This window comes from Methylobacterium mesophilicum SR1.6/6, from assembly GCF_000364445.2.
GTDB classification, from domain to species: Bacteria; Pseudomonadota; Alphaproteobacteria; order Rhizobiales; family Beijerinckiaceae; genus Methylobacterium; species Methylobacterium mesophilicum_A.
On the sequence record NZ_CP043538.1, the window covers coordinates 1,252,876 to 1,269,707 of the forward strand.

A 16,832-nucleotide genomic window follows, 5' to 3' on the forward strand; every position below is an offset into this window, starting at 1 on the left:
CAGCCGGCATTGCATTGGTTTTATTCACACTGGCGTTGCCCTGGATATCTTCTCTTGTCGGTCTTGGAGAGCCCATCACAGCAGCCGACATCAACAAATTCTTGATCGGACTGCTGCCGGCCGGAAAGCTCGGCGAAATTTTTCAGCGTTTGCTCAACCCCTGCTGATTAAATATCCGCTCTTAACGACCTTGGCGATCGGCGTAGCCGCTGGCTGGTTATCGATCGGCAAACGGGCTTCCGCTCTACACGATCGGCTATTCGCAGAGTTCGACCGGGAGGTCTTGAGGCCGATCAAAGCTCCGCGACCCTTCGATCCGCTTCGAGGGGTAGGACAAGGTTATCAGGACGAATCCGATGTCGTTCTACCTTGGCGCGTTCCAAGGGAGGGAACGCGCCGGGAGGTTTGGGCCGCTTCACTCGACTTCGTGCGGCGTACGGCCGAGGATAGATCGGGCGGGCAAACCATCCCGCGAGCCGAGGATGCGTTCAGCTGGACGCTGCTGATGGGCCGCTCTGGCTCGGGCAAAAGTCGATTGGCTGTCGAACTTGCCCGCGAACTCGCACGTCGAACGCATTTTGGGTCAGGCGGGCCCGCCGCCTTACACGAACGTCTATGGTCTTGGTGGCGCGTTCAGGTCTGCCAGCGGTCTCCGAAGGCCGAGGATCCTTGGGATGCCGGCTGGCTCGTGCCAGGCGAAGGTTCGCTTGAGCGCTCCGTTTATGCACCCTGGAATGCACGGGCCGGCGTCTCGAAGGGCTGGCTGGCGAGCCTCAGCGCTTGGCGACCCCGTCGACCCACGCTGTTGCTTCTCGATGATCCTCGTCCGGCTGACTCAGAGCAGATCGTCACTATGCTGGAAGAGTCCGCCATCGCCTTCCGTCATCCAGTACGTCTGCTGATTGTGAATCAGACGGCACCCGCGGAGCTAGGCCTCAACCGTAGCGAGGGTGCCTGGAGCGCGAATCGCGGCAGACGATCGTTTCAGCGCCCGTTGATGCTCTCAGATGAAACGCGCCTCACGGAGGGGGACATCCGGTTCTTGGGTGGCGGTATATGTGTCTCTGGGAATTATTATCCGCTCAGCAACACGGAGCGCGTCAGGTATTTTGAGGAGAGGACGCACGGCAACCCGCTTCTCGTCGAACTCGGCCTGCGCTGGTTGCGCGAGGGCAAGTCGCTCTCGTCGATGACCGAGCACGACTTGCTGCGTCATCGGGTCGATCGAGTCATTGAGGCGCTAAGCGAGGCCGGCTTCGATCAAGAAGAGCATCGCTACGCAGCAGCTGCGGCGACGCTGGCAGGTGGGGCGACCGATAGCGTGACGCATCGTGGGCTGTCTACACTAACGGCTATCTATCATTTGCCGACCGCAAATCGTGAAGAGCTCGCTCGCGTCTATCCCGTCGACGACCTTGATCGATCGGATATTTTGCCGCCCATCCGACCGGAGATGATCGGTGACGCTTTCGTACGGCGTGTTATCGAGAAGTTGAACTCTCTGGCCGAAAAGGAGCGGCTCGTCGCGACGGCATGGGCGATCAGCTCTCAGGGAACCTTACGCAGCGCTTTGCGTCTGGGCGGGAAAGACGATCAGCTCGGCGCGCTGCTTCGAAGTGGACCGCCGACGAATGCGGGCCTCGATCCTACTGCAGTGGCTTTGGCTTATGCTGACGCGGCCGTTTGGTTGCCCGAGGGAATGTCGACCGCTTCGAGGGACATCCAAGAGGCGCGTCGGCTCGCGACGCTCGCGGAGGCATGGTGTAACGGCTTAGACCGGGAAGCAGCAGCACGCTTCATGCCCCAAATATTGGATCTGGGAGAAGTTCGTGAAGCGTGCCGTCCATTTATGGCCGACACGTGGCTATGCCTTGTCGGACTGACCTTTGTTCGGACAGAGGGTGTACCCACCGCTCGGAGTCTGGGTTGGTTGGAGCGATTATTCTATCTCGTCGATCGCACTCATGGAAGAGGGTCGCGGTCGCGAGTGTTCGAAACGCTATCCGCGATGTGGCCAGTTTTATTCAGCGCCGCTGGCTGGGAAGCTGAGGTGATTCAGCGTCTGGCCGAAGCTTATCGGCCGAATCATTGTCACATACTCGCGATGTCGATGAGCAAGACCTTGTCCGATGCCGTGGACAAGCTCGACGAGCGCAGTGCCACGGTCGAAGCGATCGCTGGAGCGTACGCAGCAGCCGCCTTTCTCTATCGCTCTGCTTTTCTCGATCGCTCTATTGAGGCCGGCAAATGTCAGATGTGGGCGCTCGCACTCGATAAGCTTGTCGACTCCCACCCCGGGGACCGCTATTTACAGCTCAAGCGAGCGGAGACGTGGTACTGCGTCGCTCATGAGAACGCGCCTGATCCGGTCGCTTGTGCGGGGCACGCCCGAATGGTGGACGCAATCGCCGTCCCCTACCCCGAGGATCGCGACATGCAATTCGAGCGAGCGCAAGCTTGGCGCTGCGTCGCCTACGCGTCTTTAGTCGATCCGGTCGCGTGTGCGGACCATGCCCGGGCGGTGGACCCGATCGCTGTCCCCTATCCAGAAGATCGCGACATGCAATTGGAGCGGGCTCTGGTCTGGAACTACGTCGCCTACGCGACTCGGTTTGATGCGGCCGTGTGTGCTGAGCACGCCCAGACGGTGGACGCAATCGCTGTCCCCTTCCCCGACGATCGCGATATGCAGTTCGAGCGGGCACAGGCTTGGCGCTACGTCGCCTTCGCGACCCGGTCTGATCCAACCGCTTGTGCAAGGCACGCCCGGACGGTGGACGCAATCGCTGCCCCTACCCCAACGATCGCGATATGCAGTTGGAGCGGGCGATAACCTGCCGCGTGCTAGCTGAAGCGACCGAATCTGATCCGGCCGCCTGTGTGAAGCATGCCCGGACGGTGGACGCGATCGTTGCCCCCTACCCCGAGGATCTCAAGATGCAATTTGAGCGGGCGCAGGCTTGGCGCTACGTCGCCTACGCGACTCGGTTTGATGCGGCCGTGTGTGCTGAGCACGCCCAGACGGTGGACGCAATCGCTGTCCCCTTCCCCGACGATCGCGACATGCAGCATCAGCGAGCGCAAGCCTGGCGCTCCGTCGCCTACGCAACCCGTTCCGACTCGGCCGCTTGTTTGGAGCATGCCCGGTCAGTAGACTTGATTGCTGCTCCCTACCCCAACGATCGCGATATGCAGGTGGAGCGGGCGCGAGTTTGGTGTCACGTGACATACGCGTTCAGATCGGACCCAGCCGCTTGTGTCAGCTTCGCCCGCATGGTGGACGCGATCTCTATTCATAATCCCGACGACTCGGAGTTGGAGGAACTAAAGCATTCGGCATGGCGCTATGTACGTCAATCCGAATAATCGGTTCCTCCGCGATCGGGGTCACAGTTCGATATTGGTGATACATCCTTAAGTTTGCCTTGCTTGCAGATCTATCGAAGAAACTGATACGACGTCTCGCGGTGTCGTCGTACCGAAGCAGATCGAGGGGCATTACGAGCATGGTGCGCTCCTCGACGTTCAGATTTTCGCCGACGTCTATGTCGAGTTGCTCGGCGGCAAACAGGTTGGATTTGATCGTGGGCCCGTCGCCCCCTCCCCTGTCGCGGCGGCTGCGATGGTCGCTCACTCGGCGGCGCTGCGCGTTTGCAAGTCCTGGCTGACCGATGCGGAACGCGAGCGTCACGCGGCGTTCGTGGGCACGCTCGAGACGCCGATCTGGGCGGATTACATCAGCGAGGACGCGGAGTGAGTCATCCATCGAACATTCCGCCCCAGAGGCCTGCATTGGCGGATTTGCCGGACTTTCGCGATTGGGCTACGTTCGTAAAAGTGAGGCGTGACGTCGAAGAGATGCCGGAACGTCGAGCTATTGAAGCTCAAAAGCTTTCAGCCGAGTTTTCTAAGATAATCATTACTAATCTACAGTTTATAAACGCGGGGGCGCTCCTTGCTACGCCATCAATATCCGCGAATTTGCTCGGTCTCACCGGCTTGACCAAAGAAGACAAACTGACTCTCATTGGTCTTCCAATGGGACTGTTTACCGGCGGATTGGTCCTTGCAACGCTTGCCGCCTTCTTCACCTACCGAAATTATGAGGCGATCGCCAACCACTGGAACGCCGAAAGATTGTGGCGTGAGTCGGATTTGGGTCGCTTATCTCCATCGCTCGTTCAACGCGCGTGGTCCGATGAACTGAAGCAATTTACCAGCGAAAAGAGGAAGTCCGATTTTCGGACAAAGATGTATTTTTGGTTTGGCCTTATGTCGGGCTGGACCTCTGTCGGGTGCTTCGTCAGCGCATGCTCGCTGCTGGCATGGAGCGCTCGATGAGGGGCCGCTGATGCCCGATATCCCAAAGATCAATGTCGGCGATGGTGCCGGCCCACGCAACATCGAGATGCGCTTCACCATGCGCGAGGCGCTCCTCGTTCATCAGGCATTGCGCGACAAGGAGAAGGATCTGCGCAAGGAAGCCTGGTGGCTTGATCAGCGCGGCGGCCAAGACGGCGCCACACCTCTCAAGCAGCAGGCCGAGGAGCACGCGGACGCCGCCGATCGGATCTTCCGGATCCTCGACGGGATGATGGGGATCGAGCGGTGATCGCGTTCGAGCTAGTGGTCGAAACCTGACGCTTGGAACCACCCTACAACGTCCGAGAAGGGTGGTGAGCTGCCTTTAGCACAGCGGCCGAAACCGGACATTTAAGCCAGTGGCGGTTGGTCTGGTTTGAGTGCGCATCTAACGAACCGGTCCTAATGGCTGCTTCCGACCCTTTGGCCGGCTTTAGAAACGTCCGGATCAAGGCTGATCGCCGACAAGCCTTATCCCTTGTCGCCGCCGTTCGGCAGATCACGGAGACGCTTTGCTTCAGCGGTCAAGTCGCCTGGGGATTGGTAATTTAATAGATTTAGCTAAGGAGGAGTTATACCAGCATCGACCAAGCCAACCCGGGCGAGAATTTTCTCAGCAATCTTTTCGTTGCTGATATTGAAGTGAGTAATGGCTTCAGATGCATTGTTTAATACATACTGCACCCCCGCGTCGACATTTGTGTTGCCGGTCGTAGCCACCAAGTTCTTGCTGCTTTTTAGAGCGTCGGCAGCAGCACCCTTAACGACACCGACAGCACTCGTAAGTGACTTCGACAGCAAGTCTCTCATCTGTTGATCCCTTATCTTTTTATTTATGTAATATGATCCGATTGCCAAAACTAACGCAAAGCTCTGATTTATTAATGCTATTGCAACAGAACTCCAGTCGAACCCTCCTTTTTCTGGGGTTGACGGCGGTATCGTTTGTGCAAAGACAACAGAACTTTGAAGAAGTAGAAGCGCGAGAGGCGCGACGAAGATCCTTCTATCTAAAAAGGTCATGTCTCTTCTCCGATTCTACTACCGATTACCATTATGTCTGCGTCAATCTGACTCACAAATAGGTCCTGCGGGGGTTGGCCCAAAATATGGTGTGCCACCGTCGTAGCTTCCATCCAGCTGCAGATGATGAATAGTCCAGCTGTGATCATGGTATGTTTGATAGCAAATAGCAGGCTTGCTCAGAGCTGCACTTCGCGCGGACAGAGTTGCAAAGACATGTTTTGCCGCTAGATCGACCAGGGCTTCAGTACGGTTGTCATTGATTAATGATGGCAATTCAAGTTTGGAGAACGAATCATTCAAATTCTCAGCAACGTCTTGCAACTTCGCGGAGGCAGCAGATGCGGTATCGGCTGCTAAGGCCATACTCAGTGGAACGGACGGATCAATTGATGGAGGCTTTGCCGCCTTCTTTCCGTGTCGGCCAGACGATCCGTGCTGGCTTGGCTTACGCCCACGCGTTGCGCCGCCCTTTTTACCTCGACCGCCTTGTTTGCGGTCAGTTGCTCCATTGTCTTCCGACATGATTGGCTCTCCCTAATATATGCCAAGCTTACCGGGCTATTGAAGGAAATTTCTCGATGTAAAGCCGTTCACGATGCCCGCGGTAATTTGAGACGAGAAGTGTGTCTGCTCCGCGATGGGAACCAAAGCTTTGTCACCCCTCAACGGATCGAGTGGACCGAAGGTGACAATCAGATCGTGCGTTCGATCGCGGCTTGCCGATAGGAACGGTGCGACCGGGTTCACTGTCGCCCGTACAAGTTTCCAGGCTGGTGTCAGATTGCCGCTTGAAACAACTTGGAATGTAACTTGATGTTGGAGGACATTCTTTTCGCCCTTATAGGGTCGTTCGCTATTTTTGAGGGGTTTAGCGCCTAATCCAGGTGCTGGAGTTTCAGCGTTCCCAAGCGCGGCCGCTGTGATCTTTGCATCGAGTATGGTCGCGATCTTCAGATCGTTCTGAACCAATAAAGAGTCGTTTCGCTGCTCATGAGTGGCGTCGCAGGTCTGACCATCTTCATGATAGAGATCAACAACACGGTAGAAAAAGTTCATTTTCTCGATGCGCGTTGCTTGTGAAGATAAGGTAAGGCCGCCAGCAATAGTAAAAACTGCGTCGGCAGGAGATGGGGGCATTCCTACAGCTGACGGGCTAATAGCAGATTTCTCAACGATCGTGAGCGTTAGGAGAACCTCGGCGCCCCATCCATACAAAAAATCTGCGTATGCGCGTTTGTTTCGGCGCAATCCGGAAACACTTTTGTCTACATTGATGGTGTCCGATACGGCATTTGACAACTCACAGCGAACGCTTCTGACGATTGCCTGGATCATGGCCTGATTGTAATTTTCTGTTCCTGTATTCGGCCACTCCCGAAGCTCCGGAACATAGGTCCCGCATCCAGTAAGACAACATGCAGCGAAGAAGGCTGGTATCAGCCGCGGCATAGCCATCGCGAAACCCTTAGACTGCGCGCGTCAGCCTATGATGGTGCCTACGGCCTGGCTGTGACTATTGTGCAACATTCATTAATATTTAACGATCGCTGGCAACTGGCTACGGAATATAGGTCTGTGCGTCTGGGTCCGATTGGCAGACGGGAAAGCACGCACAGCCGCCGCTAAACCAGTTTGATTAGGGTATGGTCCTGGCGAACCCTGGCCATCGGTCTGTTTTGGATGCCCACTGAGACCATCCAAAGCCGACTTTCTCAACCGAACCAATCACAGCAGACCGGCAAGCCGGAGTGCCACGGAGCAGACATCCCGAGGATCTGCTTGGGGTCGGGAGCGGCCGCTACCAAGCGTCGGACGTGGACCCTAAGGCGCCCGTTGATTTCTCTACCGGCGCACGTGACCTCTGACGCGTAGCTGCAACCATTCCGGTCTAAGCAGTGTTCACTGAAGTTCGAGAGTAAGCTGGATACAGGCTAGGCTGGTCCAACGATGCGTTAGGTCCGACTCGACCGCTCAGACTCGGCGGTCGGCGCATCTTCGGAGGTGTCCGCTTGATCCACCAATGGTCACTGGCTGCCGCTACGGCATGTCTCGCGCTGCTCCTCACCGCTCCATCGCGCGCCGCATCCGACATCACCTCGGCTTCGATCGCGGAGGGGCGCCTGTACGTCGCCGGCACCACGGATCAGCCCCATACGAAGGTGAAACTGGACGGCAAGTTCGACGCCGAGTCGGATGACAAGGCGCAATTCCAATTCGAAGTCGGCTACCGCCCAGCCGAGTGCATCGTCCGAGCTGCGATCGGCGACAAGATCGTCGAGGCCGTCGTCGGGCAGTGCGGCGGGGTCTGTAAGCTGGATGCGCGGTCGGTGAAGGCCTCGCCCCGTGGCCGGCGAAAGGGCCTGATGCTCACCGACGCTCAAGCTCCGCCAACGACCGGTGCGCTCGTCGCCCCTCTGCCGGCGGCGGAGGTCAAGCCGATCCGGAACGCGCCGTTCCCGCCGGGGCGCCCGGACCCAGCGTCTCTGGTCGTCGTGAGAGCCGAGCCGCCTCCGGCAGCTCAGTCTTCGATGCCGCGTGCCACGCCAGCAGTCAGACCGAGTCGGGAACGAGCGCCTCAGGAGGAGCCGAACGATCTTCCAGATGGCGATACATCTGGCTCGGACCTGCCAGAAGACTGACGGCGACGATCTGGCCGGCAGCCAAGGGTTGGCTCGGATTGATTCTCTTCGGCGGGCGCAGAAGCCGTCGTTACCTGCCGCCGGGATCGGCATCCACGTGCGTCGGCGCGCCTGGCCTGTCCCTGCGCCGCACCACCCGTGCCGCCTGCCGCAGCGTGACTTCGCTTTGCGGATAGGCCGCCTGCACCGCCTCGAACGCCGCGAGGGCGCCGGCGAGCGGGTAGATCACGGCGAGCCGCATCTCGATCCGGCCGCGGGCGTCCCAGACCTCGATCGCGAAGGGCGTACCAGGCGGCACTGGCGCCTCCAGACTGACGGCCTTCGGCAGGCGCAGGGTCGCGAGGCACTGGGTCTCGTACTTGCGGGCGACCTTCGAGCCGGGTCCGCGCTGGTGGCGGCAGGAGGTGGTGAGCGCGCGCAGGAGATCGAGCGTCGAGATCTCCGGGCCGAATCGCTGCATAAGGCCGTCGAGACGGTAGCTGCCGTGGCGGCGGCAGGTGGCGCAGTCGACCGTCAGCCGATCGCCGGCGATGTCACCCAGGGTCCCCGCCATCGCTCAGCCGTTTAAACGGCCGCGCGCGTAGCCGTGAGAGATCAGACGCCCCTGCCCTGCCGCGCGTACCTCGGCCGCGTCGAGGTCGGCGAGCGCGTCCTCAATCGCGCGCACGAGCGCGACCCAGCCGTCCCGGCGGGCGGCCTGGTAGTAGTCCAGCGCGATGGCCTCGGCCTCGGTGAGGCGAATGTCCACAGGTGGCTCGTGCGGTTGGGCGTGCATCGCAATCCGAATCCCGGCTAGAACAGATGTAGAACAAAGCGCGGGACCGGCCGCGGTTCAACGGTCAATTCGTCCGACATCAGGATCGCGGTGGAGCGCTGTGGATCAGTTCGGGAAATCTGAATGCCGATACGGCTTTACCGCTTCCACTGCACCGACGGGCACGACCTCGTGGCCGACGGCGTGGGCAGGCGCCTGCCGACGGCGGCGCAGATGCGGGTGCATGCCGAGCGCGTGGCGCTCGGGCTGATGGAGCGGGTCACCGAGCGGTTCGATTGGTCGGGCTGGCAAGTCGATGTCTACGACGCCACGGGGCGCCGCGTGTGGGTGAAGGCCTTCCTCGACGTCGACGTCGACCGGGCGGCCGCGTGAACTGAGGAGACAGATATGGCGCTCAAGACAACCTATCTCGTGCAGCCGTTTGAACTCCACCGGAAGCGGTTGAGACCAGCGCGCCAAGAACCGGCTACCACCGAGTTCGGCGCCTGCAAGAAGGCGGAGGCGCTGTCTGGCCGGATGCCGGGCGCGGCCGCTCTTCGGATCGTGGCCGACGACGAGACAGGCGAGCTGGAGGGGGTCACGATCCTGGGGCAGTGGGGCGAGGTGCCGGACGATTTTGCCGAGAGCCTCCAGGCTGGTTGATTTAGAAAAGTGCCTACTCCCGACTGGGAAAGACGTCTGTGTGCAAATTGGGAACTGCGCATCTCGAGCCACGTTGGTACGTACCATGAACATGGGACAAGCGATGGGCGAGGATTATTTCGCGCAGAAGAAGGCTGCGGTCGCGGCTGAGCAGGCGAAGGCGAATGAGGCTTCGCAGGCTCGAAGAAGTGCGGCTATGAAGCGCGAGGCTGAGGCGCGCGAGCATCTACGCGACGATATCATTCCATTTTTCAAACGGAAGGCAGATGCTGTCGCTCAAAGCGGATCAGTTCTGCGAATTGAGATGGGACCATCGCCGAATGGCCAATTGCCAGCGAGCGTTAAATTGATTCTAGCTGCCTCGAATGCCAGAGGCGCTAGGCAGGGTCTTGGCGTAGTTATTGATGTTATCCCGTCCGTGAGAGTGGTTTGGGAATTTCCGCCAAACCCTGGACGAAATTTCTCTGAGCGTAAAGTAATGGAGTACGGGCATCCTTCCGCCAACGGTCTGACATCCGAGAACCTTGAGCGTATTTATAAGTTGATGGTCGATCAATTTTTTGAAGGGTCGACTTAAGAACAATGCTTAGATAAATAAAAAAGCCCGGCCCCGCATCACGCGAGGGCCGGGCGAAGGGATGAGCCACGGGAATCGGGGGCTGAGATCGCCGGCTCGCTGCAGAATGAATCCGCGAGCACGGCCAAGGTTCCACCAGCGTCGGCGATCAGAAAATTCATGGCCACGCTGAAACGCGCGACGGCCGTCCGCTTTGTTGATCCATGTCTGGATTCCGCCCTATCGCCGTCCTCGCCGAGGATGAGGAACTCACCCGTGTCGCGGCTGCCGAGATGTTGATGGCCTTGGGCTTCGACGTCTTGGAGGCTGAGCACGCGCAGGGTGCCCTCCTGCACTTAGAGGCAAATGAGCGCGTCGCGCTCCTCTACACTGACGTGAACATGCCCGGCACCATGGATGGTTGCGATCTCGTGCACGCGGTCCGCGCCCGTTGGCCGGCGACGCGGATCATCGTGTGTTCAGGCTGCATGCCGCACGAGGCCGCGCTGCTACCTGACGAAGCGCACTTCATCGCCAAGCCGTGCGGCGAGCGCTTGGTGCGCAAGGCATTGCAGGTTCTGCAGCTGCATTGAGGTCTGCGAGCAGGCTCGACGGGTTCGCCTGCGGACGCTTCCACAGCGTATTGCACGTGCACGTTGAAACCGGACTGAGCGCCATATAGCTGTGCCGCGCCACCAGAGCTGGAACCCATGCGCGCCGCTGTAATCGCTCTCGCCTTTCTGATCCCGACCGGTGCCTCGGCCGAGCCGAACTGCCGGATGACGCTCGATCAGTTCGAAGCGATCCGCCTCGACTGGGCCATCTCGCGGGTGTCAAACCTGCTGGGATGCGTCGGCGACGTCACGGCCGAGAGCAAATTCGGTGACCTTGAGACGAAAGTCCTGATCTACCCGGGCGACCGCGGCAATTTCCAATTGATGTTCCAGAACCGCAGGCTCGTTCGCAAGCTGAAGCTGAGCTAGCTGCAATGATGGCTTAGGCCGCGCGCTCAATGCGACGCACCACGAAGTCGAGGCGTGCGAACAGGGTGTCGGGGTCGCCGTCGTTGAGGATGTCCGGGTGTCCTGTCAGGGGTGTCAGGGGTGTCAGGTCAGGTTGAAACCGGCCTCACTGGCGAAATGCCGGGGCCTCCTGCCCGTATGGTCGGTCGACCGGGGGAGGGACCCGCGGGCCACCCCTCCCGTCACCCGCCGAGGATGCGGCCCAGCTCATGCTCAAGCCGGGCGGGCAGGTCCGTAGCCGCCGTCGCGTTGAACGCCGCGGCCGACGCGCCCTGGACCATCTCGTCCGGGATGAACAGTCCGGAACGAACGACCGTGAAGCGGTCCATACCGCCGCGGCCCTTGGTGCCGTGCTGCGTCTGGGTCTTGCTGCCCACGCGCTCGAACACCTGCCCGTTCCAGTTGCCCTTGGTGACCCGGTTCGGCCACCAGCCGGCCTTCATGAACGTGTGTGCGTAGACGCTGCGCTGGCCCCACGGGGCGGCGCTCACGCCTTGGCGCGTCTCCCGCGCCCCGAAGTGCTTGAGCCGGATGTTGCCGCCGTGCGACTTGATCGCATACGTCAACGATCCCGCACTCGCCTTGCTCTCCCGCAAGGCCTTGACGATGGTCTTGCGCTTCAACCCCGTCTGCGGGACGAGGGCGCGCACCATCTGGGTCCGGGCCTTGGCGCCAGTGTGGTTGATCGCCCGGGCAAGCGCCAGGGGCGCGCCTTTGCCGGCCGCACCGATCTGGTTGCCCAGCCGGGCGAGCGCCGAGGCGTCGAGGGTGACGAACAGGCCGCCCATCTCGCACCTCGGGGATTGAACCCTCGACCGCCCGTGGATCAGGCGGTCGAGGGGCGCGGCCGTGCGCCTCTGCTGGGATGCGAGGAGGGCGTTGGCCAGCGTCTCGGAAAGGCATGGTTTCAGGAGCGAGGCGGGCGCGGCGAGCGCGCCAGCCGGGCAGCCAGCTCCTGAGCGTCCCGGTTCAGCGACCGGGCGAAGTCGTGCGCGCTGCGCGCTGCGGTCCGCGCGTCCGCCCGACCCAGCGCGCGGGCGAGGCCCGTGAGGGCGACGCGGCGCTCGGCGCAGCGGCAGCTCATGGCGGCCTCCCAGGATGGATGGGTCGCGGACAGCAAAAAGCCCCGGCGGGGTGCGCCAGGGCTCGCGTCAGACTTCTCGACCATCACACTATACGCAAGCGTTTTCCGCACTGTCAAGCTTGCTGTGCGCCCCGTGGGCGGCCTCCGTCGCTTTTTTGCGTGAAAACGGGATTGGCAGGACGTCGGGCGTGTCGAGCCACGGCGTGATTGGGGCGGCCGGGCGCTGAACGACCAGCTCCGGCAGCGTCACCCGGAACTCCTGAGCGAGCATGTCGAGGCAGGCGTGCCAGACCGCGTACTCGGCCCGCTCGGCCACGACGACGTGGCGCGGCGTCTCCCACTCCGTCTCGTAGCCGCAGACGTGCTTGCGATGATCGTAAAGCGCCCGGCCCCGATAGCCGACCACCGGGCTCGGCTCCGGCCGCTCGGCCGAGCGCGCGCACCGGATCAGGATCGGCGCGGGCAGGAGGCGCGTCACCCGGCGCGGCGCGTGCTCGCCGGATCGAATCGTGAAGGTCGCCCCGTGCGGCGCTTCCTTGATCGCGTGGCCATGCTGGGCGGCCGTCTCACGATCCCACACGGCGAAGTCCATGTCGTCGAGCGGCTCGAGGAAGAAGTCCGGCAGCGCCAGCACCGCGTCGTGGACGCGCAGAAGCGGGTCGGCGACGAGCTGCACATCGCCCCACAGGCGCCGCTCGATCGCGATGCGCTTGGTCGAGAAGGGTGAGCGGTCGACGCGCTCACCGCCGAAGCCGCCGCCCGCGCTCGGGTAGCCCATCAGGATCAGGCGCTCGACGGCGCGCTCAGAGCGCTCGTCGCCCACGTGACGGCGGTCGACCTGCTTCTCCCGGTAGGTCCGGATCAGCAGGGCTTCGATGTCGATCACTTCACGGGATGCCATGGTGCCGCCCCTGCCCTGCTGCGAAGGTTGCGAAGGTGGAGCGAACGTTGTCTCGCACCTTCGCAAACCGATCCTCTTTTATTTGGCAGTGACTTAGTTGATATTTTGCGAAGGTTGCGAAGGTCAAAGACCGGTCTATATGTGAATCAACATCGAATTGGCTCCCCGTAGCCCCTTCTCATACGCGGGCGCGGACGCTGAAACCTTCGCAACCTTCGCGTAAGCGACGCCAAGCCGGTGAACGGGTTGAATAAAAATCGGGTCGCGAGGGTTATAGATCGCTCGCTTAGAACCTCGCGACCTTCGAAACCCTCGCACACCGCGCCGGCCGACCGCGCGACATCCTCTCTCGCGAGTGCTGCCGCGAAGGTTCGAGGGTTGGTTCTCCCATCATCAGGGGCTGCGGGGATCGACGCATGGCAGATGCGTAGCGGCTCACTCGTAGCGGTCGATACCCGATTGTCCCGGCCGCTCGTCGGGACGGGCCGGCACGTCGTGCAGGCGGATGTCGAGATAGCGGCGCACGCGGCCATTCTCGCGCTCGAACCCCTTGTGCGGCATCGCCCGGCCGAAGGCGGTCTCCTTCCAGGGGCGCACGGCGTTGGCCATGCACCACGACACGAACGCCTCGTAGACGGTGCGGGCGGTCTCCGACGCGCCGGGCTCACGGATGATGCAGTCGGCGGCGAACGCCGCGATCGGGTCCATCTCCTCGCGGTAGGCGGCTGTGGCCTGCTGTACCTCGGCCGGCACCTGCAGGCCCTCGGTGACGTAGATGCGCAGGCCCTCGATCAGCCAGTTGAGGATTCCGGGGCGCTCGGTGGCGAACTCGGCCAAGACCTCGTCCATAGGCCGACGCTCGTCGTCGGGGATCGTGACCTCCCACGGCACGAGGCGCACGCGGCGCCAGATGCCGTTGTCGACGCCGCCGATCGACGGCATGTCGTTGCCCGACATCGAGGCCTTGAACACCGGCCAGAACTTGAAGAAGCCCTTGTTGAGGTGGCGTGCCTTGATCTCCTCGCCGCCGGTGAGTGACTTGACCAGCGCTTCCTTCAAAGGCTCGCCGCGCGGCAGCTCGGAGATGCGCAGGTAGCGCGTGCCGGGCAGGTCGGCGAAGTCGGGCGTCGCCTGGTCGCCGCGCCGCTGCCCCTGGCCAGTGAGCGATTCTGCGTTCAGGAGATCAGAGTACGAGCCCATCAGCGCGGCGATCGCCTCGGAGAAGGTCGACTTGCCGTTGGCGCCCGTGCCGTAGTTGAAGATGAAGCACTGCTGCCCGGTCTGACCGGTGAGCGCGAGGCCGTGATAGGCCTGCAGGAAGCGCCGAATGGCCGATTTCGGCTGGAAGCGCTCCAGGAACGCCTCCCAGTTCGGGCAGGTCGCCTCCGGATCATAGGCTACGGGCGCCATCTTGGTGTTGAGGTGCGTGCGGTCGTGGTCGAGCCGCTCGACCTCTAGGGTGAGCCGGCGCGAGTGCTCGCACGGGTTTTCCGGATCCTCGACCTTGGCGAACCGCAGCGTGCCGTTCTCCAGGTTGAGCAGCATCGGGTCGGCGTCGAGGTCGGTCGGTGCCTTCGTCTTATGCGGCAGAGCCTGCCGGATCATCTCGCTCACACGGCCGCCGTTGCCGGAGGTGACCGCGAACTTCCGGCGGCTGATCTGGCGCTTCTTCAGGGCGTCGCGCGCGTCGTCGGCGTCGCGGATCAGCGCCTTGTCGCCCTCGCTGCGCGCGCTCTCGGGCTTGGACAGCGCCGGCTCGCCGGCGCGGATGGCGCGCAGCTCGTGCGGGAGCGCGGCCATGTGATCGGCCTCCAGGTGGATGCGCTTGGCGGTGCGCTGAGCGAGCCGCACGGCCGCCTCGTCGCCGCCGTCGCGCTGCCAACGCTGACCGGTCCAGACGTGCCAGCCGACCTCGCGCACGTGAAGCAGCTCGTGGCCGAAGTGGGCCAGCAGCCGCTGGCCGTTGTCGGTGTCGTTCTGTTCGAGCCCAGCACAGTGAGCGAGGGTTTCGCCCACCGCCTCGCCATCGCGCGGGGGTTCCGGGGGCTCAGGCTCATCCGCGTCATCGTAGGGCGGCCACGCGTCGACCGGTTCAGCGGACGAGGCGTCCGGCGTGGCTGCGTTCTCGATCGCGCGCACGATGCGGTCGGTGGGATCGTCGACGCTCACGGGCGGCTCACTGGATACAGGCGTGCGGGCGCCGGTTGACCGGCGAAGAGGGCGGCGCGATCGCGGCCCGGAACTCGGGAGGCGTCCGATGGCGCTGGAGAGTTACGCGGCGTCCGGCTCGGCCGTGATCGACCAAGAGACCGGGGCGCATGTCCGCTTCGCCATGCTTGACGGCGACGCGCTGGTCCCTTGTCGGGTGACGTTCGAGGCGCTGCACCACTTGTTCGCGGTCGAGGGCCAGCCGTTTGATCCGCTCGACCTGTTCCACCGCTACCACCTCGTGGTGGAGGATGCGGCGGCCGAGAAATACGAGCGAGAAGGCGCCCAGGATGGGTGGATCCACCTCGACGACCCGGATTTCGGCTGAGAGGTCGCAGAAGGACCAACGATGAATGTGTGTGATCTGACCTTCGTGCAGAAGGCAATTACGGACGGACAAGCAGCCGGTTGCGTCGAGTTCTGGCTGAACCGCTATCAGACGCTCCTGTCGGGCATCCTGGCGTTGGCCAGTGCCATCATTGCCGCGATCCTTTTGCAGCGACAGGTGGCTGCCAATCGGTTGCAGGTTGCGGCCGCGACCGGCGACCTTGATCCCGATTTCTTCCTCGAATGGGACACCAGCTTCGACGGTAGCGCTGGAGACCTGGAGGATGGCATTCTCCGCATCCAGAACTACAACCGACGGCCCATCAGCTTGCGTCGGATCCAAATTATTTCGCCCCGTGCAGGCTTCATTCCGGCAGAGTTCGAAATCGGAAAAGGCGGCGCGAAGGGGATCAGGGTCGACCAGATCGACGGATCGACCTTCGCCTTCAATCGCTGGATCCAGGGCCGCGACCCGGTGGGTGGCGCGGTGATTGACGTCATCCGTCTGATGATCACCGATGAGGGCGACCCTGATTTGTCCGGAACAGATCAGGAGGTCCGTGTCCGCGTCGATTACCAGTTGCTCGGCAATCCCACGGAAGCGCGTCAGGTCGACGTGCGCGGCTTGATCCGCAGGCGCTGAGCCGATCAGAGCGAGTGCTCCACGGTGGCGGCACAACGGTGCTGGCTTTGCGGCGCCGCCGTTTAAGCGGGACGGAGTTTCAGACACGGTCGACGTCCGCTAATAAGCCGGCGATTGCACCCTCGCGGCCGAGCAGCTCGCGCAGGAAATCCACGAGAGCCCCGGCCATCTCGGCCCGACGCTTCGCCTCGGCGGCGGCGAGCCGGTACGATTCGGGGGTGAGGAAGCCAGGCTGGAGCTGCTTGTCCCCATAGGTGCGGCCCGCGGCCAGGCCTTCGAGGTGCTCATGCTGGAACGCGGCATCGAGCGCGGCGCGGCGCGCCTCGACGTAGAGGTCGAGGAGGGTGAAGCCGCGCAGCGTCTGCTCGAGGGCGCGGCCGTCGGCGACGGGCGCGGCGATCGCGACCACCGCCACGACGGCGACCGGGACGGCCGGTGGCGGCGCGACGGGATCCTCGACCGGCGGCAGCTCGGGCGGCTCGACCGGGGCGGCCGGCACGGGCGCGGGTGCGGCGCGCTTGGCCATCGCGGCGCGGGCGCGCCGGATCGCGTCCTCGGCGAGCAGCCGGATCGGCAGGCCGCCGGCCCGGATCTCCGGGTTCATCGGCGGCAGCTCCATCGGGGCCATCATCACAAGCGCGTCCATC

The 16,832-nt window shown here is 62.4% G+C and carries 23 protein-coding genes; 13 read left to right on the plus strand and 10 right to left on the minus strand.

What is annotated here, in order from left to right; translation table 11 throughout:
• Positions 1 to 853 precede the first annotated feature (853 nt).
• From MMSR116_RS05730 to MMSR116_RS05745, 5 genes are all read left to right on the plus strand, one after another.
• On the plus strand, positions 854 to 2,833 hold the full coding sequence (locus tag MMSR116_RS05730; RefSeq protein ID WP_158168524.1) for a hypothetical protein: 1,980 nt from the start codon (positions 854 to 856) through the stop codon (positions 2,831 to 2,833).
• Entirely contained in the window at positions 2,812 to 3,366 is a 555-nt protein-coding gene (locus MMSR116_RS05735; protein WP_158168526.1) for a hypothetical protein, read from the plus strand. Before MMSR116_RS05730 ends, MMSR116_RS05735 begins: the two co-directional genes overlap by 22 nt.
• 256 nt (positions 3,367 to 3,622) lie before the next feature.
• The gene (locus MMSR116_RS32200; protein ID WP_280178352.1) at positions 3,623 to 3,757 is read left to right on the plus strand and encodes a hypothetical protein; all 135 of its coding nucleotides are present in this window, start codon (positions 3,623 to 3,625) and stop codon (positions 3,755 to 3,757) included.
• A gap of 35 nt (positions 3,758 to 3,792) precedes the next feature.
• Positions 3,793 to 4,341: a hypothetical protein gene (locus MMSR116_RS05740; RefSeq protein WP_010683197.1), complete on the plus strand. Its 549-nt coding sequence runs from the start codon at positions 3,793 to 3,795 to the stop codon at positions 4,339 to 4,341.
• Between the two features lie 10 nt (positions 4,342 to 4,351).
• Positions 4,352 to 4,612 carry a hypothetical protein gene (locus tag MMSR116_RS05745; RefSeq protein ID WP_010683198.1) on the plus strand — a complete coding sequence of 87 codons (261 nt, stop codon included), beginning with the start codon at positions 4,352 to 4,354 and terminating at the stop codon, positions 4,610 to 4,612.
• Between the two features lie 311 nt (positions 4,613 to 4,923).
• Here the strand turns inward: MMSR116_RS05745 and MMSR116_RS05750 are convergent, their stop codons facing one another.
• Genes MMSR116_RS05750 through MMSR116_RS05760 form a run of 3 tightly spaced genes read right to left on the minus strand, consistent with a single transcriptional unit; the run spans position 4,924 to position 6,723 of the window.
• Positions 4,924 to 5,385: a hypothetical protein gene (locus MMSR116_RS05750; RefSeq protein WP_158168528.1), complete on the minus strand. Its 462-nt coding sequence runs from the start codon at positions 5,383 to 5,385 to the stop codon at positions 4,924 to 4,926.
• Between the two features lie 42 nt (positions 5,386 to 5,427).
• Positions 5,428 to 5,910, minus strand: a complete 483-nt coding sequence (locus tag MMSR116_RS05755; protein WP_010683200.1) for a hypothetical protein — start codon at positions 5,908 to 5,910, stop codon at positions 5,428 to 5,430.
• 36 nt (positions 5,911 to 5,946) lie between these two features.
• Positions 5,947 to 6,723 (minus strand): hypothetical protein, encoded by a 777-nt coding sequence (locus MMSR116_RS05760; RefSeq protein WP_244625607.1) that lies wholly within the window; start codon positions 6,721 to 6,723, stop codon positions 5,947 to 5,949.
• Positions 6,724 to 7,397: 674 nt separating this feature from the next.
• Here MMSR116_RS05760 and MMSR116_RS05765 point away from each other — a divergent pair.
• The gene (locus tag MMSR116_RS05765) at positions 7,398 to 8,027 is read left to right on the plus strand and encodes a hypothetical protein (protein ID WP_010683202.1); all 630 of its coding nucleotides are present in this window, start codon (positions 7,398 to 7,400) and stop codon (positions 8,025 to 8,027) included.
• Between the two features lie 70 nt (positions 8,028 to 8,097).
• Here MMSR116_RS05765 and MMSR116_RS05770 read toward each other — a convergent pair whose 3' ends face one another.
• Together MMSR116_RS05770 and MMSR116_RS05775 are read right to left on the minus strand one after the other, a co-directional pair.
• On the minus strand, positions 8,098 to 8,580 hold the full coding sequence (locus tag MMSR116_RS05770; RefSeq protein WP_010683203.1) for a hypothetical protein: 483 nt from the start codon (positions 8,578 to 8,580) through the stop codon (positions 8,098 to 8,100).
• A gap of 3 nt (positions 8,581 to 8,583) precedes the next feature.
• Positions 8,584 to 8,775, minus strand: a complete 192-nt coding sequence (locus tag MMSR116_RS05775) for a hypothetical protein (RefSeq protein ID WP_244625608.1) — start codon at positions 8,773 to 8,775, stop codon at positions 8,584 to 8,586.
• 150 nt (positions 8,776 to 8,925) lie between these two features.
• Here MMSR116_RS05775 and MMSR116_RS05780 point away from each other — a divergent pair, with 150 nt between their 5' ends.
• From MMSR116_RS05780 to MMSR116_RS05800, 5 genes are all read left to right on the plus strand, one after another.
• Complete coding sequence (locus MMSR116_RS05780; protein ID WP_010683205.1) at positions 8,926 to 9,174, plus strand: DUF6894 family protein; 249 nt, start codon at positions 8,926 to 8,928, stop codon at positions 9,172 to 9,174.
• Between the two features lie 15 nt (positions 9,175 to 9,189).
• Positions 9,190 to 9,444: a hypothetical protein gene (locus MMSR116_RS05785; protein WP_010683206.1), complete on the plus strand. Its 255-nt coding sequence runs from the start codon at positions 9,190 to 9,192 to the stop codon at positions 9,442 to 9,444.
• Positions 9,445 to 9,547: 103 nt separating this feature from the next.
• Entirely contained in the window at positions 9,548 to 10,021 is a 474-nt protein-coding gene (locus tag MMSR116_RS05790) for a hypothetical protein (RefSeq protein WP_010683207.1), read from the plus strand.
• Between the two features lie 203 nt (positions 10,022 to 10,224).
• A complete protein-coding gene (locus MMSR116_RS05795; RefSeq protein WP_010683209.1) occupies positions 10,225 to 10,593 on the plus strand; it encodes a response regulator in 369 nt (122 codons plus the stop codon).
• 117 nt (positions 10,594 to 10,710) lie between these two features.
• Positions 10,711 to 10,983, plus strand: a complete 273-nt coding sequence (locus MMSR116_RS05800; protein ID WP_010683210.1) for a hypothetical protein — start codon at positions 10,711 to 10,713, stop codon at positions 10,981 to 10,983.
• A 221-nt stretch (positions 10,984 to 11,204) separates the two neighbouring features.
• On the opposite strand, the gene MMSR116_RS05805 is transcribed toward MMSR116_RS05800, so the two are convergent.
• The 4 genes from MMSR116_RS05805 to MMSR116_RS05820 all read right to left on the minus strand — a co-directional run bounded on the left by MMSR116_RS05805 (position 11,205) and on the right by MMSR116_RS05820 (position 15,176).
• A complete protein-coding gene (locus tag MMSR116_RS05805) occupies positions 11,205 to 11,810 on the minus strand; it encodes a hypothetical protein (RefSeq protein WP_010683211.1) in 606 nt (201 codons plus the stop codon).
• Between the two features lie 119 nt (positions 11,811 to 11,929).
• The gene (locus MMSR116_RS05810; RefSeq protein ID WP_158168530.1) at positions 11,930 to 12,106 is read right to left on the minus strand and encodes a hypothetical protein; all 177 of its coding nucleotides are present in this window, start codon (positions 12,104 to 12,106) and stop codon (positions 11,930 to 11,932) included.
• Between the two features lie 88 nt (positions 12,107 to 12,194).
• Complete coding sequence (locus MMSR116_RS05815) at positions 12,195 to 13,007, minus strand: hypothetical protein (protein ID WP_010683212.1); 813 nt, start codon at positions 13,005 to 13,007, stop codon at positions 12,195 to 12,197.
• A 435-nt stretch (positions 13,008 to 13,442) separates the two neighbouring features.
• Complete coding sequence (locus MMSR116_RS05820; RefSeq protein ID WP_010683213.1) at positions 13,443 to 15,176, minus strand: DNA primase family protein; 1,734 nt, start codon at positions 15,174 to 15,176, stop codon at positions 13,443 to 13,445.
• A gap of 88 nt (positions 15,177 to 15,264) precedes the next feature.
• Here MMSR116_RS05820 and MMSR116_RS05825 point away from each other — a divergent pair, with 88 nt between their 5' ends.
• Positions 15,265 to 15,543: a DUF1488 family protein gene (locus MMSR116_RS05825; RefSeq protein ID WP_010683214.1), complete on the plus strand. Its 279-nt coding sequence runs from the start codon at positions 15,265 to 15,267 to the stop codon at positions 15,541 to 15,543.
• A gap of 21 nt (positions 15,544 to 15,564) precedes the next feature.
• The gene (locus MMSR116_RS05830) at positions 15,565 to 16,185 is read left to right on the plus strand and encodes a hypothetical protein (RefSeq protein WP_010683215.1); all 621 of its coding nucleotides are present in this window, start codon (positions 15,565 to 15,567) and stop codon (positions 16,183 to 16,185) included.
• A gap of 79 nt (positions 16,186 to 16,264) precedes the next feature.
• Here MMSR116_RS05830 and MMSR116_RS05835 read toward each other — a convergent pair whose 3' ends face one another.
• Positions 16,265 to 16,831 carry a hypothetical protein gene (locus MMSR116_RS05835; RefSeq protein WP_039892777.1) on the minus strand — a complete coding sequence of 189 codons (567 nt, stop codon included), beginning with the start codon at positions 16,829 to 16,831 and terminating at the stop codon, positions 16,265 to 16,267.
• Position 16,832: the final 1 nt, after the last annotated feature.

Bases quoted from the DNA above. Each gene is read 5' to 3' on its own strand.
- MMSR116_RS05730 (WP_158168524.1), top strand. From the start codon at position 854: ATGCTGGAAGAGTCCGCCATCGCCTTCCGTCATCCAGTACGTCTGCTG.
- MMSR116_RS05735 (WP_158168526.1), top strand. From the start codon at position 2,812: ATGCAGTTGGAGCGGGCGATAACCTGCCGCGTGCTAGCTGAAGCGACC.
- MMSR116_RS32200 (WP_280178352.1), top strand. From the start codon at position 3,623: ATGGTCGCTCACTCGGCGGCGCTGCGCGTTTGCAAGTCCTGGCTGACC.
- MMSR116_RS05745 (WP_010683198.1), top strand. From the start codon at position 4,352: ATGCCCGATATCCCAAAGATCAATGTCGGCGATGGTGCCGGCCCACGC.
- MMSR116_RS05750 (WP_158168528.1), bottom strand. From the start codon at position 5,385: ATGACCTTTTTAGATAGAAGGATCTTCGTCGCGCCTCTCGCGCTTCTA.
- MMSR116_RS05755 (WP_010683200.1), bottom strand. From the start codon at position 5,910: ATGTCGGAAGACAATGGAGCAACTGACCGCAAACAAGGCGGTCGAGGT.
- MMSR116_RS05760 (WP_244625607.1), bottom strand. From the start codon at position 6,723: ATGATCCAGGCAATCGTCAGAAGCGTTCGCTGTGAGTTGTCAAATGCC.
- MMSR116_RS05770 (WP_010683203.1), bottom strand. From the start codon at position 8,580: ATGGCGGGGACCCTGGGTGACATCGCCGGCGATCGGCTGACGGTCGAC.
- MMSR116_RS05780 (WP_010683205.1), top strand. From the start codon at position 8,926: ATGCCGATACGGCTTTACCGCTTCCACTGCACCGACGGGCACGACCTC.
- MMSR116_RS05785 (WP_010683206.1), top strand. From the start codon at position 9,190: ATGGCGCTCAAGACAACCTATCTCGTGCAGCCGTTTGAACTCCACCGG.
- MMSR116_RS05790 (WP_010683207.1), top strand. From the start codon at position 9,548: ATGGGCGAGGATTATTTCGCGCAGAAGAAGGCTGCGGTCGCGGCTGAG.
- MMSR116_RS05795 (WP_010683209.1), top strand. From the start codon at position 10,225: ATGTCTGGATTCCGCCCTATCGCCGTCCTCGCCGAGGATGAGGAACTC.
- MMSR116_RS05800 (WP_010683210.1), top strand. From the start codon at position 10,711: ATGCGCGCCGCTGTAATCGCTCTCGCCTTTCTGATCCCGACCGGTGCC.
- MMSR116_RS05805 (WP_010683211.1), bottom strand. From the start codon at position 11,810: ATGGGCGGCCTGTTCGTCACCCTCGACGCCTCGGCGCTCGCCCGGCTG.
- MMSR116_RS05810 (WP_158168530.1), bottom strand. From the start codon at position 12,106: ATGAGCTGCCGCTGCGCCGAGCGCCGCGTCGCCCTCACGGGCCTCGCC.
- MMSR116_RS05815 (WP_010683212.1), bottom strand. From the start codon at position 13,007: ATGGCATCCCGTGAAGTGATCGACATCGAAGCCCTGCTGATCCGGACC.
- MMSR116_RS05825 (WP_010683214.1), top strand. From the start codon at position 15,265: ATGGCGCTGGAGAGTTACGCGGCGTCCGGCTCGGCCGTGATCGACCAA.
- MMSR116_RS05830 (WP_010683215.1), top strand. From the start codon at position 15,565: ATGAATGTGTGTGATCTGACCTTCGTGCAGAAGGCAATTACGGACGGA.
- MMSR116_RS05835 (WP_039892777.1), bottom strand. From the start codon at position 16,831: ATGGACGCGCTTGTGATGATGGCCCCGATGGAGCTGCCGCCGATGAAC.